The sequence below is a fragment of the Desulfoconvexum algidum genome (genome assembly GCF_055382125.1).
This window is the reverse complement of sequence record NZ_AP042394.1, coordinates 4,483,452-4,498,938: the sequence shown is the minus strand read 5'-3', so window position 1 is coordinate 4,498,938 and position 15,487 is coordinate 4,483,452. Positions and strand designations below refer to the sequence as shown.

The window sequence follows — 15,487 nt, the reverse complement described above, 5'->3', positions numbered from 1 at the left end:
CTGCGCCAAGGATAATTCAAGCCAGGAATAATTTTTGGACATCTTTCAGGTGCTGGGACATGCAGACCACAATTACCCGTTCATTATCTTGAATATGGGTGTCCCCAACGGCAACCTGCCATACCCCGTCCTTATGGATGCCTCCGATCATTATTTTATTGGAGTAATAAGAACTGAGTTTGGAAAGTGGCTTACGGGTGATGGGTGAGTTGGGGGCTGCAACAATTTCTACCATCTCCGCATCAAACCCATGGAGGTGGGCCACGGAAATCAGCTCCCCCCTTCTGATAAATTTTAAAATTTTGTTTGAGGCCAGGATTTTTTTGTTCATGGCAATATCCGACCCCATTGTTGCCGCAAGCACCACATAATCTTCTTTTGTTACCAGCGCGATGCATTTGGTCTGTTTTTTGGATTGGTTGCCTTTTTTGCTGGTGTTGTGTGAGGTCATCAAATGCTTGGCCAGCACACAGGTCATGATATTGGTTTCGTTTTCTCCTGTGGCAGCAATGAAGGTATCCATTTCCAGCAACCCGGCTGAAACCAGCAGATCTGAATCCGATCCGTCGCCGTTTAACACCTCTGCATGTTTCAGTGCAAAGGAGAGTTCCTTGGCCGAGGCTTCATCCTTTTCAATGATCCTGACTGCAACTGTTTTTCCCAATAGTTCAGCCAGGCGGCGTCCCACAAGTCCCCCACCGATGATCATCACCCTATGGCGGGTTTGCTGCTCAACCCCTGTCAGGCCCATTAATCGGTTCAGGTCTTTATTGGCGGCCATGAAAAAGGCCTGGTCCTGGGGCAATAGTTCATCCTCCCCACTGGGGATCATGGTGGAGATTCCCCGGGTCATGGCAACCACTCGAAAGGGGAATTCATTATATTCCTGGGAGATATCCTTGAGTTTCCGGTGGGCAAGGGGAGATTTTTCATGGATGCGGGTGGCCATGGCCTGTATCTGTCCTTTGGCAACCGCAATGATGTCGTTTCCTGCTCGAAGATTTATCAGTCTGAAAATTTCCTGGGCAGCCAGTTCTTCCGGGTGAATGATCAGATCTATTTTAAGATCTTCGGCACTCATGAGGGAATCTTTACTTCCAAACTCTGTGGAGCGAACCCGGGCAATTTTCCGGGGAATTCCAAAGCGATGGGCAATCTGGCAACTCATCATATTTACGGCATCATTGTTGGTAACTGCAATGAGATAATCCATTTTTGCCGCGCCCACTTCCTTCCAGCATTCGATGCTCATGGCATTTCCCTGGATCAGACGGGCATCTATATTGCCGTCGGCATGGCGAAGCAATTCGCCGTCGGGCTCTATGGCGGTGATGGCATACCCCTCATGGACGAGGCGTTTGGCCAGATAATAGCCAACGCCTCCCAGCCCTAAAATCAAGATGTTGGTCGATTTTGTCGGCTTTTTTTTACTCATATAGTAGGTCCCGTTTTTACATTAATAATACGGTTTTTCCGGCCTTGAAAAGAGTTAGCCCATGAAATACTAGATACCCCTGTCTTTGTCAACTTTTAGGCCCGGCAGCCCAGGGCTATCTCCAGGAAATGATCTATCCGGGTTTTTAATCTGATGACATAATCTGGTTATATGGCCTGAGAGTTTAAACGTTATCTTTCCGTTAAATGTTTGATAAAAAGATACTTGCCATGGTATGGAAACCCCGATTTCGATCAGGCGTTTACTCAGTTATTGAACCGTGGCCTGGCGGTAAACCTGGTAGTCATACTATAGGGATTGCCCTTTGAATTAAGGAAAATATTGAGTATCTTTTTTAAACAGAGTATGCTGTTTGAGTTTAAATATGCAGTACTTCAGTTACTCAAAATTATGGAGACGGTGTGACATGATTTTTTTTTCTTTTAAACTTAAGCAAAAGATTTTAAGTGTTATCCTTTTTGTAATTTTTATGGTCATGATTGTTTCCTGTCTGGTGGTCTCCTATGTCACCTATGGCCAGAATGTTGCGGCTACCAACACCAATCTTGTGGTGGGGGTCAATAATATCAAAAATAAGATCCAAGAGGTTCGGCAGGATCTGTTCACGAAAATCAGTCAGATGGATACGGTGTTCAAGGTCAGTGAAAACGTTAAATTCATTGGTGAATTTAAAAAGGGTTATGACCTGAGTATGACGGAAAGCGCCTTTGTAGATCTTGCCAATGCCATGTTTGCCACGGCTTCAGCAAATAATATTCAAAAATTGGCTGTCTATGATGCTCAAGGAGAGTTGGTGGCCTTTGCAGAACAAAAAGAAGACGGTAACCTGTTGGCAGGATTTTATTATGTGAATCCGGAAAAAGCATTTAAAACAACCCGTATAAAGGCAACAGATGATTTAAAAAAGAGCCAGTGGGAAACAGGGGGCTCAATCAGCGATCTTGACAGCAAGGTATCACAGCCTCCCACAAACGCCATCATACCCGAGAGTCGCCTGATCCGGCAGGGGGACAATCTGGCATTGTCCATTTTAGTGCCGGTGATGGTAGATGATTACAATAAGCAAACCGATAAAATGGAGCCCCGGCGCTTTGGGGTTGTGGTTTTGTCAAAACTGCTGGACAAGGCCTTTGTAACCCAGATGGCTGAGCTGACAGGCATGCATGTTAATATATTTGCCGGGGAAACCCTGGTCGTTGGTGACTTGCCTTCCTATGCCAGCCTTAAAAAGGAAGGCGTTCCCTTGGCAGCACCGGTTGGCTGGATCCTGGAAAAACAGGCGGCTATCCCCGGGGTAATAGCGGTGGATAAAGAAAAATATTTCCAGGGCCTGCTGCCGATTTATACTGGGACCGATTTTTGTGGCGCCATATCTGTGTTGACTTCAAATAAAACCGTGATGGATAATACCCTGCAGCTGGCGTTTACCATGGTGATCGTCTATCTTTGTTGTCTGGTGCTGATCATTCCGGTGGCATTGTTTTTTTCCGGTACCATGGTGAAATCCCTTGTTAAGGTTACTGCTAGCCTGAAAAATGTGGCTGAAGGTGAGGGGGATCTGACCCAGCGCATCCAGATAACCTCCAAGGATGAGATCGGGGAACTTTCCCATTGGTTCAACCTATTTATAGAAAAACTCCAGAAGATGATTCAGGATATTTCTAAAAGTTCACAATCCCTGGCCCGTTCCGTTGATGTGACAACGGGTGCATCCCGGGATATATCGGATACTTCAACCCAGATGTTGGATACGACCCAGGCGGTCACCCGGTCCACCCATGGGATGAGTTCACAAATTTCTTCCATTTCCCGGGTGGTGGGCCAGTCGTCGGATAACCTGGATATTGTGGCATCGGCCACAGAAGAGATGACAGCCACCATCAATGAAATTGCCAAAAATGCAGAATCAGCCAGGTCCATGAGTAGGGAAACCAGGGGAAAAATTGAAACTGCCTCGATCAAGGTGAATCAATTGGGAATGGATGCAAGACAGATTGATGGTTTTACCGCATCCATCAACGATATCTCGGAACAAACCAATCTTCTGGCCTTAAATGCCACCATTGAGGCGGCTCGTGCCGGTGAGGCAGGCAAGGGGTTTGCCGTTGTGGCAGGGGAAATAAAAGAACTTGCCAGGCAGACGGCCATGGCCACCCAGGATATCAAAGGTAAAATTGACACGATCATGCTTTCCTCCGGAGACACGGTTGCTGAAATGACCGGCATATTGAAAACCTTTGGAGATATGAACGATGTGGTCAACGAGATTGCTTCGGCCATTGAAGAACAGTCTGTCACCACAAAGGAAATAGCCGATAATACCGCCACGGTGGCAACGGGCATTAATGAAGTGAACACCAACATTTCGCAGTTCGACACCCTGACAACCGACATTGCAACACAGATGGAAACGGTGAATCAGGCCAGTGGGAAAATGTCTGAAAACTGCACCAATATTAACAAGGATACCCAGGAAATGGGGACCCAGACAGCCAAACTGGATCAGTTGATTAACCGATTTATAATAAAATAGTTAAAGGATATATCTTTTGGATACCAATAAAAAAATAGCCCTGTTAAGGGAAAAAATGGCAGGGAAGAATATCGCAGCCCTTGTAGTTCCCAGCGGGGATCCCCACCAGAGTGAATATATGGCAGATTTTTGGCAGGCAAGGCAATGGCTCACCGGTTTTACCGGTTCTGCCGGTACGGCCGTGGTCACACGAGATGCCGCCATTCTCTGGACAGATTTTCGATACTGGATCCAGGCCGTCTCCCAGATAGGGCCATCGGACTTTGAGTTGTTCAAGCAAGGGGAGTCTGGCGTTCCAGAGTTTGAGACCTGGCTGTCCCAGACCCTTTCCTCGGGGGATACCATTGCCATGGACGGAAAAATCGTTTCTGCATCAAATATTAAAAAATATAAGAAGGTGTTCACGGAAAAAGGAATGACCCTTGCCACGGATGTTGATCTTATCGCCGATATCTGGACAGACCGGCCCCCCATGCCGGCATCCAGGGCCTGGATGCTCTCAGACACCTATGCGGGAAAAACACGAGGTGAAAAGCTGGATCAGATTCGCTCTGCCATGGAAAAGACCGGTGCCAATACCCACTTGATGACCACCCTTGACGACATTGCCTGGACCTTTAATTTAAGGGGAGAGGATGTTCGCAACACCCCCGTGAACCTGGCCTTTGCCCTTGTCACCCTTGACCGGGCCATTCTTTTTATCAATCCATCTAAGGTGGATGAAACGCTTGTGTCCGCGTTTGAACAAGACAATATTGAGCTGCTTGCCTATACCCGGGTGGAAGAAATCCTGGGTCGTCTGGGCAAGGAGACCCGGATTCGTCTGGATCCAGATTTTGTGGGGGGTGCATTTTATCAGGCCGTGGACCCCAGGGCCCGGATTATTGAGAAAATCAATCCCGCCACAGAACTCAAGGCGGTTAAAAATGAGACAGAAATCAATCATGTGCGCCAGACCGCAGTTAAAGACGGGGTGGCAATGGTCAATTTTCTTCATTGGATTGAAACCAGAACAGATAGTGACCAGGTTTCTGAAATGAGTGTGGCCAAAACACTCTTTGACTTCAGGAAACAACAGCCTGATTTTTATATCAATAGTTTTGACCCCATCATGGCCTATGGGGAGCACTCGGCCATGTGTCATTATTCGGCAACTCCTGAAAGCGATGTCCCTCTTAGACGTGAGGGCATGTTCCTAACCGATTCCGGTGGCAATTATCTCACCGGCACCACCGATATTACCCGGACCCTCAATTTGGGAACGCCCTCAAAACAGGAAATCAAAGATTATACCCTGGTGCTCAAAGGTCATATCTGTGTGGCCACGGCCTTCTTCCCCACGGGAACCAAAGGGTTTCAAATTGATACCCTGGCCCGGCAGTTCCTCTGGAAGGAGGGTATGAATTTTGGCCATGGTACCGGCCACGGTGTGGGATTTTTTCTCTGTGTCCACGAAGGCCCGGCACGGATTAGCCCCTCACCCATAGATGTGGAATTGAAAAAGGGCATGCTCCTGACCAATGAACCCGGGCTTTATCGGGAAGGCCGCTACGGGATCCGTCTGGAAAATATGATTTTAGTGGCCGAGGACCGCAAGACCGAGTTTGGTCAGTTCATGCGCTTTGAGAACATGACGCTTTGCCATTTTGAAACCTCCATGGTTGACAAAGAGATGCTTTGCCAGGAAGAAATTGATTATTTTAATACCTATCATCAACAGGTTTATGAACGCTTAAGTCCCGGCCTTGACCCGCAAGTTGCGGCATGGCTTAAACAAAAAACAGCGCCGCTTTAACGCCCATGAATCAGAACTGCTTGAGTTGTTAGACCCGTTGGTCCGGACCAGGGCCAACGGGTTCCATATATTAAGCCTGATTACACATTAAACCTGAAGTGAAGCACATCTCCATCCGCCACAACATACTCTTTGCCTTCCACCCTCAGCTTTCCGTTCTCTTTGAGTTTTAGCTCTGTTTTATACTCAAACAGATCGGTGCAGTGGTATGTTTCGGCCCGGATAAATCCGTGTTCAAAATCCGTATGAATAATGCCTGCCGCCTGGGGGGCTTTAGCGCCATTGGGAAAGGTCCAGGCCCGGACCTCTTTTTCGCCTGCGGTAAAATAGGTATGAAGTCCCAGCATCCCATAGGCTTCCCGGATAAGTTGGTCCAGGCCGGATTCTTCCAGGCCTGCAGCTTCAAGAAATTCTGCTTTTTCTTCGGGTGAGTCCAGATCGCTGATTTCAGACTCCAGCTTGCCCGAGATAACCACCACACCGGAGCCATCATTTTGGGCAAGGGTGCGAACTGTTTTTACATGATCGTTATCCTCGTCCAGTTCATCATCTCCCACGTTGCAGCAATAGAGCTGCTTTTTCATGGTAATCAGGTGAAGATCGGCAATCATCTCTGTCTGGCGTTCATCCAGGTCCACCCGGCGCGCGGGTATCCCCTCTTCCAGGGCCTGTATCAACAACGTCAGGACAGGTTCTGTTGACTTTGCTTTTTCTGAAATCTTTTTGTCATTGGATTTTTTCAGCCGGACAAGGTTCTCCTGTCGTTTCTGAACCGTTTCAAGGTCTGCAAAGGCAAGCTCAATACCGATGGTCTCAATATCACTCGCGGGATCAACCCTGCCATCCACATGCACCACATCGTCATCTTCGAAACACCGGACTACATGGACAATGGCACCCACCTGTCGGATATGCCCTAAAAACTTGTTCCCAAGGCCTTCTCCCTTGGAAGCCCCTTTTACAAGGCCTGCAATGTCCACGAATTCCACAACGGCAGGAATAATTTTCTGGGGAACGATATACCCGGTGATCTGACCCAGTCTTTTGTCCGGAACATGTACAATGCCCACATTGGGTTCGATGGTACAAAATGGATAGTTCGCCGCTTCGGCAGGCGCTGAGGTCAGTGCCGAAAATATGGTTGACTTCCCAACATTGGGAAGTCCCACGATTCCACAATTAAGCTGCATAATATGATACCCTTATTACTAATAAAGAAAATCCGACAGGCTATCCTGCCGGATCAATATTCAAAAAAAAATACAAGAAACGAGTTATACAGTATATTGGGTAATTTACAAGTTTAATTTGTCAGAAAGACGGGAATATACCATTCCCCTAAGCCCGGGGCCTGGGTTTTCCATAGGCCTTTTGCACCCGGGGGGGGGGGCGGCAAGCTTTAGAGCGCCGGACAAACAGGTTTGCCGGCATGGCCTATCCACGCAATGCCCTATTGATTTGTAATGGTGAATCCCCGGGTTTTGAGCAGGGCAAAAAGGCCTTGTTCCCCGGCCAGATGGGCCGCACCCACCAAAATAAATTCAACCTCTGGCGTTGCCGCCATTGCTTGAATTTTGGGCATCCAGCGTTGGTTTCTCTCCATAAACAATGAGTGGTAAAGTTCCGGGAAGTCATTTTTCAGAGGGGCCAGTATGGCCTTGTAAAGGCCCGGGAGGTCTCCTGTTTTCCAGGTGGACTTGATGACCGGCAGCAGGCCGGGAAGGGTTGCGAGATCTTTGATGATATAGGCGATCAATTCGTCTTCATTCCCCTGTCCCATGGTTTCAAAAAATGAGATTTGCTCGTCAAGGCTTTCAAGGTGATGAATCATTTTGTCGTCCTTGACCGCTTTTGAAAAAAAGAATTCATCCACTCCGATTCCGCCAACCCCAAGTCGCTCCACTTCCAGCAGGGTCAATGATACCAGAACCAGGCCGGGCTTGAATCGATTCAATGCATCAACCGGTACATCCCGATCGGCCGCATAAATGGTAAGTGCCCGGAAGGTGTCAGGTGTCAATAGATTTTTCAGGGTCCGGTTGTCCGAATAGACCATTTTTTTCATGAATCTTTCTGTGAATTCGGGGTCCTGACTTTTTTGGATGTCAGTTTCAAAGACCAGGGTATCGGATTTGGCATAGGCCGCATCAAAGGCCTTGGGCAAGGGATAGTCTGATTTTCCCAGAATATGAATGGTGCCTCCCAGATAGAAGTGGCGGTCTCCTTGGCTGACCTTCCACACGGGAGATCCGGCCTGGGCTGTTTCAGTCTGGACTGTTTTAGTCTGGGTTGTTTCGGCCAGGGCTGTTCCGGCCAGGAAAAAAAAACACAGGGCCCCGATACAAAATTGTTTGAATTTCATGTGTCCTCCCTGTCAATCCATTTGTTCACCAGTGGAGGGACATAGGTGGTAAACCGATCCAAGAGTGTGGCCGGGTTTTTTTCAACAATGAGCATGGACCGGTGGACATCCTTGACAAATCCTTCCTCAACCGTGTGGTCCAGGAAAGAGGATAAATGGTCATAGTAACCGTTTGCATTGAGAAGGCCGCAGGGTTTTTTGTGAAACCCCAGCTGGGCCCAGGTCAGGACTTCGAATAATTCTTCAATGGTCCCAAGTCCCCCGGGCAGGGCGATGAATCCTTGGGACAGGTCTGCCATCATGGCCTTGCGCTCGTGCATGGACTTAACGATGATAAGCTCGGTCAACCCGGTATGGGAAACCTCCCAGTCCACCAGGGCCTGGGGCATGATGCCGATGACCTCTCCTCCGCCCTTGAGGACCGTATTGGCGATTTCTCCCATTATTCCCACATGGGCGCCGCCATAGACCAGTCCGATTTCTCGGAGCAATAATTCTTCAGCCAGAAAACGGGCCGCTGCCACATACTCGGGTCGCCGGCCAGGGCTTGACCCGCAGTATACGCATATTTTTTTCATCCTTTTATATCCTTTTTATATTTATAGAGCTTTGAATATCCCAGAAGGGAAGGCATTGTCAATATGAATCCTTGTCTGCACGTCTCCGGTCACGCCGACACAATAAGCCATATAATATTTAAACTTTTAAATTTTAAAAATATAATATTCAAAAGTATTATATTTTATATTTTTATAATTGATTGACAAGTAATTATCTTTATATTAAATCAAATTGGATTATAGTGAGTCGTCATGATTTTGATAATGTTAAATGATAAAAGGAGAGCGTATGTTTAAATTTAGTAAAAAGATTTTAGGCGGGGTTTTCATTTTTACAGCACTTTTTATGTGCAGCATCACCTATGCTGCTGATCTTCCGGTGTACAAACTTGGAATTGATGCTGCATTTCCTCCCTGGACATGGGCGGAAAAGGGCGAGATCAAAGGATTTGACTGGGAACTTCTTCAATATATCGGAGAAGTTGAAGGGTTTAAGGTTGAAGCAGCAGACATCCCCTGGTCCGCCATTATTACCGCACTCTCAAAAGGAAAGATTGATATACTGGCAGGGGGCCTGTCCTATACGTGTAAGCGTTCACAAGTCATAGACTTTGCCCTGCCGCATTGGAAAACAGACTATTGGACCTTGGTTAAAACCAATTCAAAGCTCAATTGTGTGACCGCCATGACCAAGGGCGCTAATGTGGGTGCCCAGGCTGGAACAACCGGCTATAGATGGCTCAAGGAAGAACTCAAGGACAAGGGTGTTGACATAAATATCAAAGCGTATGAATCCGTTGAACTGGGCATCAAGGAACTTGAGAATGGACGGCTTGATGCCCTTCATGTTGACTCACCAACAGCCAGAGGCTTTATTGATGCCAAAAGAGATGTAAAATATGTTTGCAAGGGATTGCATTTTGATTACAGCGCCTATGCTGTTACGCCTGGAGATCCCAACAATTTGATTGAAAAAATTAACTCGGGTATTAAAAAGGCATATGAATCCGGAAAAATAGAAGAATTGGTTCGAAAATACCTGCCATGGGCAACTGCAGAGCAAGTTCCGTATCAGGTGGATTATAAAAAGTTTTGCAGCGAATCTAAATAATTATTTTTCACTATGTAGGGTGTCCTCTTATCAGAACAACTGATCTTCCGGTCCGGGTCAGATGACCCGGACCGGAAAGGATGCTGATCTGTTCAACCATTGTTGTTTTCAGGAACAAGGTTTATGGAAATCATTAAAATACTTATTTCAGAGCTTCCCCAATTTGCAAAGGGCACACTGGTTGCAATAGAAGTGCTGATAGGCCTGCTGTTTGTAGGCATTGTGATAGGGCTTGCCATTGCACTGGCTGAAATCTTTGGCAACTCCCTGACAAAATTTCTTGCAACAACCCTGCGGAAATTTTTATGGGCAATTCCTCAACTGGTTCTGTTGTTTCTTGTGTTTTATCTTCCCTTTGACCTGAACCCCATGCTTGCGGCCATCATCGCTTTGGGGCTTTGCTCTTCCGCATTTCAATCCCAGATATTCAGGGGGGCGATCCTGTCGGTACAGTCCGGACAGATTGAAGCGGCAAAAGCCATGGGAATGAGCCGACCCCGAACCATCTTTTATATCGTCATCCCCCAGATGATCCGTCTGTCCATCGGACCCTGGACCAATGAATTTTCTTCGGAGCTCAAGGACACCTCCCTTGCCTATGTCGTGGGTGTGGTGGAAATCATGCGAAATGCAAAATATATTATTGCATATACCTATGGAAATACTGCGGCTGTCTATTTGTTTGTGGGAATTCTTTATTTTACCTTGACCCGAATAGGAACATATTTCTTCTACAAATTAGAAGATAGGCTTTGGGTTCCTGGCTTTGAAAAAAGGAGCTGATCATTTTATGTCCACTATACTTGAAGTTAAAAATCTTACCAAAAAATTTGATGACAACGAAGTTCTCAAGGATGTTTCTTTTGAATTAAAAAAAGGTGAGACCCTTGCCGTAATTGGGTCATCTGGCTCTGGGAAAAGCACATTGCTTCGATGTCTCAACCATTTATCACCACCGGATTCCGGCCAGATTCTGCTGGAAGGCGTCAACATCAACACCCCTGAAACCGACATCAACAGCGTCCGGGCTGATATGGGGTTTGTGTTTCAAGATTTTAATCTGTTTACCCATTTAACCATTCTGGAAAATGTCATGTTCGGACCGTTAAGGGTGAGAAGATGGTCCAAGGATAAAGCCCGGCAGATTGCAACGGCGGAAATCAAGACGGTGGGCATGCTGGATAAAATCGATTCCTACCCGGCACAATTGTCCGGTGGACAGCAGCAGCGAATTTCCATTGCCAGGGCATTGGCCTTAAAACCAAAATTAATTTTGTTTGACGAACCCACTTCAGCCCTTGATCCTGAACTGACAGGTGAAGTACTGAGCGTCATGACAGACCTTGCACACAGCGGCATGACCGCCATTGTGGTCACCCATGAAATGGGCTTTGCAAGATCCGTTGCCGACAAGGTTATTTTTATCGATCAGGGCCTTATTGTGGAGCAGGGACCATCAAAAACACTGTTTTCATCACCACAGCATGAACGAACCAAGCTTTTTCTGAAAAATTTTAGCGGCCTGGAATAGCCGATATCCTGTAAACCGGAGGTGTTAAACAAATGGTCAGCTTTTTAAATTATGCCATTGAGATATTACCCGATATGCTGTCAGGCGCATGGGTCACCATACAGCTGTCCATCGTCTGTATCACCGTGGGTATTCTTTTTGGGATGGCCCTGGGCGTTGCCCGGGTCTATTCCACCCGATTTGTTTATTGGATTGTCACTGCCTATGTTGAATTTTTAAGGGGAACCCCCTGCCTGCTCCAATTATTTTTTATCTATTATGGTCTGGGTGATATGGGTATCTTGCTCAAGCCCATCCTTGCGGCCGGGATTGCCCTGGGCATCAACACGTCTGTATATCAGGCCGAGTATTTCAGAGGGGCCATCCAGTCGATCAAACCCGGACAGATGGTTGCGGCCAGAGCCATGGGGCTTGGAAAATGGGGGGCCATACGGTATGTGATCCTGCCCCAGGCATTGCGGTTGGTGATTCCATCCTCTTCCAATGAAATTATCTATATGTTCAAATACACGTCCATTGCCTTTGCCGTGGGGGTTCCTGAACTTTTGTCCCAGGCAGACATTACCGGTGCCATGAATTTTCGGTACTTTGAATCATATCTGGTGGCAGCCGGTTTTTATATTATCATGGTGTTTTTTGTGGCCAAAGTCATGAGTATCATTGAAAAAAAAGTATATGTCCCCGGGCTGCAGCTGGCGCAATAAGCCCATGATATCTTAATACGAACAGGATTTTACACAGCCGATGACACATCCATGCAGCAATTATCCAAGTTTCCCGAGAATAGAAATCGATCTTGCCAAGATATATCGAAACGCAAAGTCTCTAAGAAAGATATTTCTGGCAAAAGGGATTTCTATGATGGGGGTAACCAAAAGTTTTCTTGGCAGCCCTGAGGTTGCTGGGGCAATGGCTGCAGCCGGAATAGAGCTTCTTGGCGACTCAAGAATAGAAAACATTAAAAAGATGAGGGATGCCGGCATTAAAAATACCCTGGTCCTCATTAGAACACCGGCCATGAGCAAGATTAAACAGGTGGTAACCTATGCCGATATCAGCCTTAACTCTGAATTGGAGATTATCAGGCTGTTGTCCGAGGAAGCAGAGGCCCAAAGCAAGATTCATCGCATCATACTGATGGTGGACCTGGGTGATTTACGGGAAGGTATTCTGCCCGAGGATATGGAAGAAATCCTTGGCAGGTCGCTTACCTTTGGCGGAGTAAAGCCCATTGGCATCGGCACCAACCTGGGGTGTGTCGGGGCGATTCTTCCGGACCAGGAAAAAATGGATGAACTCTCCCGGATTGCCAAAGGATTGGAAAATAAATTCAACCTTCATTTTGACTTAATTTCCGGCGGCAATTCTGCAAATTATCCATGGGTAAAAAACACAGACCGGCTGGGAAAAATCAATAACCTGAGGATCGGCGAGATGATCTTTACCGGATGCAACACCATTGATTATAAGCCGATTGAGGCCCTTGAAACAGACACAAGCTGCCTTGTGGCAGAAGTCATAGAAGTTAAACTCAAAGATTCTTTGCCCCATGGCATCATCAGTACGGATGCCTTTGGGAATGTTCCCGTCTTTTCAGATCGGGGCTCTATCAAAAGGGCCATTCTGGAAATTGGCCGACAGGATGTATTAACCCAGGGGTTAACCCCGGTGGGGGATATGGAAATTATCGGTTCCAGCAGCGATCACACGATTGTTGATTTAAAAGGGACCGATGTTAAAGTGGGAGACCAGATTCGCTTTCATTTGAACTATGCTGGCCAGTTGTCAGCAATGACCTCGACCTACATTGAAAAAGTATACCTGAATGAAGGCCAGTATGAATAATCCCACAAATTTATAATTGAAATTTTTATAAAATCGGAGGGGGAAAATGGATTTGCTTGAAATTGAACGAAAATTGGGTGCAAACAATTATAAACCCCTGGGGATCACAACGGACGATATTGAATAGGCGCTTAAAAAAAATCATGCGGTGATTGGTTAGAACAGCAGATCAAAATGTGGGGTGGGCGATATGAAAAAATTGGATGCTCTGGACAAAAAGCTGATATACTATCTGAGCCAGGATGGTCGGATGCCGGTCAAAGAACTGGTCAAAGAACTGGAAATCACAAGCCCCACCCTGCAGGTACGAATTAAAAATTTACTGCAGTCCGGTGTTTTCAAAATCGCTGGGCTGATCGATGTCTTTAAAATTGAAAAGTTGTTTATGGCGCTGGTGGCCATCCGGGTCATCGACGACTCAAAAATAGATGAAACCCTGAACGACCTGGCAGAATTTCAGGAAGTGGGCAGTGTATATGCAGTGACCGGGCGGTATGATATTTTTGCGGAAATTCTTTTTTCAAACAACATGGAGGAACTGTATAGCTTTATGTCCTCCAAGCTACCTCAACAGGGCAATATAGACTATAGCGAGTCTTTTGTTGTGATGAGATCAAAGAAAAAGTGGACCCTTCTGCCGCCGGGTATATCTTTGTAGAGATCTTTATTGAATCACCTGGCCTGCCATTTTATTCGTGTGTTCTCCTTCATGGATAATACTATGCCCCGCTAGGATCACATGTTCAATCCCCTTTGAATATTGATGGGGGTTCTCATAAGTTGCCAGATCTGATACGGTTTTGGGATCAAAAATTGTAATATCGGCAATCATGCCGGGTGCCAGTGTACCGCGATCCTTCAGACCCATGATTTCAGCAGGCATTGAGGTCATTTTTTGAATGGCTGTTTCCAGGGAGAGCACCTTTTCTTGTCTTACATACTTGCCCAGGACCCTGGGAAAGGCACCATAATACCGGGGATGGACGCTTCCCTTATGCAATTGTCCATAGGTTGCAACGGCCCTGCCGTCACTGGCAATAATGGTCAACGGATGTTTCATGATGGTTTTTATATCCTGGTCATCCATACAAAAAACCAGTGTTGCAACAGACCCTTTTTCCGCGACTAACAGATCAAACACAAACTCAATGGGGTCGACATCAAGATCTTTGGCGATTTGGGACACCCGTTTTCCTTCAGCAAACTTGTATTGGGCCGATTTTACCATGGAGATCTGGACATTTTCCCAGGGCGCAGTGTTATAGGCATGATTCCCTGTTTTAATGGCCTGTTCTATTTCCCGGCGGATCTTTTCCCGGGTGGCATGATCCCTTAAATAGGTCCCAAGTTTTTGATGACCGTCCTGGCAAACCCAGCGGGGAAGATAATCGCTCAAACCGGTTCCCCAGGCCGTATAGGGATACTGATCCCAGGAAAGGCGGACGCCCTTTGAGAGCGCATTTTCCAGAAGGGCAAATAATTTTTCTGTTTTACCCCAGTTGAATGTTCCGCCCAGCTTTAGATGGGAAATTTCAACACGACATCCTGATACTTGTGCCGTATGAATCGCCTCGGCCACCGAAGAGAACAGGGTCTGGGATTCTCCCCTGATATGGGAGGCATACAGTTTGTTGTTACGTTCAATCACCCGGCACAGCCGAATCAATTCATCTGGATGGCTCAGGGAATCGGGAATATATTCAAGCCCGGTTGACAGGCCGGCAGCTCCTTGTTCCAGGCTTTTTTCCAGCAAGTCCTCCATTGCCCTCATTTCCTTTGAGGTCGGTATTGTATTTTTCAGGCCCATTACGGCACAGCGCAATGTCCCAAACCCCACCATGGGCATCAGGTTGATTCCCAATGGCAGATTATTTAAATGATCGATATACTCGCCAAAGCTCATCCAGAATTTTCCAATGTCCCCAGGCTTACCATAATCAGAGGTTACCCCCAGATGATCCTTTAACTGGGGTAAAAATTCAGGGGTCAGGGGGGCTGCACTCATCCCGCAGTTCCCTACGATTTCCGTGGTGATGCCCTGCCGGATTTTGCTCTCGGCTTTGGGATTGATTAAAATGGTCGTGTCGGTATGGGAATGAATATCAATAAATCCCGGACAGACAATCTTTTGTGACGCATCTATAATGGATTGACACTCTATCTCAAGGGAAGGTCCGATCCTTTGAATTTTTCCGTTTTTCACAAAAATATCTGCCAAGAAACCAGGGGAACCTGTGCCATCAAAGATTGTGCCGTTTTTTATCAATACATCACACATGAAAACTCTCCATAAA

General features: G+C 46.7%; 13 protein-coding genes. 8 read left to right on the top strand and 5 right to left on the bottom strand.

All coding sequences use genetic code 11. The features are described 5' to 3' along the window. Positions 1–16: 16 nt before the first annotated feature. Complete coding sequence (gene trkA, locus ACZ45G_RS20405) at positions 17–1,435, bottom strand: Trk system potassium transporter TrkA (protein ID WP_464172344.1); 1,419 nt, start codon at positions 1,433–1,435, stop codon at positions 17–19. 427 nt (positions 1,436–1,862) lie between these two features. Between trkA and ACZ45G_RS20400 the strand changes: the two genes are divergently transcribed. Then, positions 1,863–3,989, top strand: coding sequence for a methyl-accepting chemotaxis protein (locus ACZ45G_RS20400; RefSeq protein ID WP_464172343.1), 2,127 nt, complete (start codon positions 1,863–1,865; stop codon positions 3,987–3,989). A 16-nt stretch (positions 3,990–4,005) separates the two neighbouring features. After that, entirely contained in the window at positions 4,006–5,784 is a 1,779-nt protein-coding gene (locus ACZ45G_RS20395; RefSeq protein WP_464172342.1) for an aminopeptidase P family protein, read from the top strand. An 80-nt stretch (positions 5,785–5,864) separates the two neighbouring features. On the opposite strand, the gene ychF is transcribed toward ACZ45G_RS20395, so the two are convergent. The 3 genes from ychF to ACZ45G_RS20380 all read right to left on the bottom strand — a co-directional run bounded on the left by ychF (position 5,865) and on the right by ACZ45G_RS20380 (position 8,724). Then, positions 5,865–6,974 carry a redox-regulated ATPase YchF gene (gene ychF, locus ACZ45G_RS20390; RefSeq protein ID WP_464172341.1) on the bottom strand — a complete coding sequence of 370 codons (1,110 nt, stop codon included), beginning with the start codon at positions 6,972–6,974 and terminating at the stop codon, positions 5,865–5,867. Positions 6,975–7,234: 260 nt separating this feature from the next. Then, positions 7,235–8,146 (bottom strand): TraB/GumN family protein, encoded by a 912-nt coding sequence (locus ACZ45G_RS20385; RefSeq protein ID WP_464172340.1) that lies wholly within the window; start codon positions 8,144–8,146, stop codon positions 7,235–7,237. Then, positions 8,143–8,724 carry an LOG family protein gene (locus ACZ45G_RS20380; protein ID WP_464172339.1) on the bottom strand — a complete coding sequence of 194 codons (582 nt, stop codon included), beginning with the start codon at positions 8,722–8,724 and terminating at the stop codon, positions 8,143–8,145. The genes ACZ45G_RS20385 and ACZ45G_RS20380 overlap by 4 nt, the downstream gene beginning before the upstream one ends. Positions 8,725–8,995: 271 nt before the next feature. Between ACZ45G_RS20380 and ACZ45G_RS20375 the strand changes: the two genes are divergently transcribed. The 6 genes from ACZ45G_RS20375 (at position 8,996) to ACZ45G_RS20350 (ending at position 13,851) form a co-directional block, all read left to right on the top strand. Then, positions 8,996–9,817 (top strand): ABC transporter substrate-binding protein, encoded by an 822-nt coding sequence (locus ACZ45G_RS20375; RefSeq protein ID WP_464172338.1) that lies wholly within the window; start codon positions 8,996–8,998, stop codon positions 9,815–9,817. Between the two features lie 123 nt (positions 9,818–9,940). Next, positions 9,941–10,600, top strand: a complete 660-nt coding sequence (locus tag ACZ45G_RS20370; RefSeq protein WP_464172337.1) for an amino acid ABC transporter permease — start codon at positions 9,941–9,943, stop codon at positions 10,598–10,600. A gap of 7 nt (positions 10,601–10,607) precedes the next feature. Beyond that, the gene (locus ACZ45G_RS20365) at positions 10,608–11,348 is read left to right on the top strand and encodes an amino acid ABC transporter ATP-binding protein (protein ID WP_464172336.1); all 741 of its coding nucleotides are present in this window, start codon (positions 10,608–10,610) and stop codon (positions 11,346–11,348) included. A 32-nt stretch (positions 11,349–11,380) separates the two neighbouring features. Next, positions 11,381–12,052: an amino acid ABC transporter permease gene (locus ACZ45G_RS20360; protein WP_464172335.1), complete on the top strand. Its 672-nt coding sequence runs from the start codon at positions 11,381–11,383 to the stop codon at positions 12,050–12,052. 40 nt (positions 12,053–12,092) lie between these two features. After that, positions 12,093–13,193 carry an alanine/ornithine racemase family PLP-dependent enzyme gene (locus ACZ45G_RS20355; RefSeq protein ID WP_464172334.1) on the top strand — a complete coding sequence of 367 codons (1,101 nt, stop codon included), beginning with the start codon at positions 12,093–12,095 and terminating at the stop codon, positions 13,191–13,193. A gap of 190 nt (positions 13,194–13,383) precedes the next feature. Further along, positions 13,384–13,851: an Lrp/AsnC family transcriptional regulator gene (locus tag ACZ45G_RS20350; protein ID WP_464172333.1), complete on the top strand. Its 468-nt coding sequence runs from the start codon at positions 13,384–13,386 to the stop codon at positions 13,849–13,851. 6 nt (positions 13,852–13,857) lie between these two features. Here the strand turns inward: ACZ45G_RS20350 and ACZ45G_RS20345 are convergent, their stop codons facing one another. After that, entirely contained in the window at positions 13,858–15,471 is a 1,614-nt protein-coding gene (locus ACZ45G_RS20345) for an N-acyl-D-amino-acid deacylase family protein (protein WP_464172332.1), read from the bottom strand. Positions 15,472–15,487: the final 16 nt, after the last annotated feature.

What these genes read in the sequence shown, in the direction of transcription:
- ACZ45G_RS20385 (WP_464172340.1), bottom strand. Translation starts at nt 8,146, where the DNA reads ATGAAATTCAAACAATTTTGTATCGGGGCCCTGTGTTTTTTTTTCCTG.
- ACZ45G_RS20355 (WP_464172334.1), top strand. Translation starts at nt 12,093, where the DNA reads ATGACACATCCATGCAGCAATTATCCAAGTTTCCCGAGAATAGAAATC.
- ychF (WP_464172341.1), bottom strand. Translation starts at nt 6,974, where the DNA reads ATGCAGCTTAATTGTGGAATCGTGGGACTTCCCAATGTTGGGAAGTCA.
- trkA (WP_464172344.1), bottom strand. Translation starts at nt 1,435, where the DNA reads ATGAGTAAAAAAAAGCCGACAAAATCGACCAACATCTTGATTTTAGGG.
- ACZ45G_RS20400 (WP_464172343.1), top strand. Translation starts at nt 1,863, where the DNA reads ATGATTTTTTTTTCTTTTAAACTTAAGCAAAAGATTTTAAGTGTTATC.
- ACZ45G_RS20360 (WP_464172335.1), top strand. Translation starts at nt 11,381, where the DNA reads ATGGTCAGCTTTTTAAATTATGCCATTGAGATATTACCCGATATGCTG.
- ACZ45G_RS20365 (WP_464172336.1), top strand. Translation starts at nt 10,608, where the DNA reads ATGTCCACTATACTTGAAGTTAAAAATCTTACCAAAAAATTTGATGAC.
- ACZ45G_RS20345 (WP_464172332.1), bottom strand. Translation starts at nt 15,471, where the DNA reads ATGTGTGATGTATTGATAAAAAACGGCACAATCTTTGATGGCACAGGT.
- ACZ45G_RS20350 (WP_464172333.1), top strand. Translation starts at nt 13,384, where the DNA reads ATGAAAAAATTGGATGCTCTGGACAAAAAGCTGATATACTATCTGAGC.
- ACZ45G_RS20375 (WP_464172338.1), top strand. Translation starts at nt 8,996, where the DNA reads ATGTTTAAATTTAGTAAAAAGATTTTAGGCGGGGTTTTCATTTTTACA.
- ACZ45G_RS20370 (WP_464172337.1), top strand. Translation starts at nt 9,941, where the DNA reads ATGGAAATCATTAAAATACTTATTTCAGAGCTTCCCCAATTTGCAAAG.
- ACZ45G_RS20380 (WP_464172339.1), bottom strand. Translation starts at nt 8,724, where the DNA reads ATGAAAAAAATATGCGTATACTGCGGGTCAAGCCCTGGCCGGCGACCC.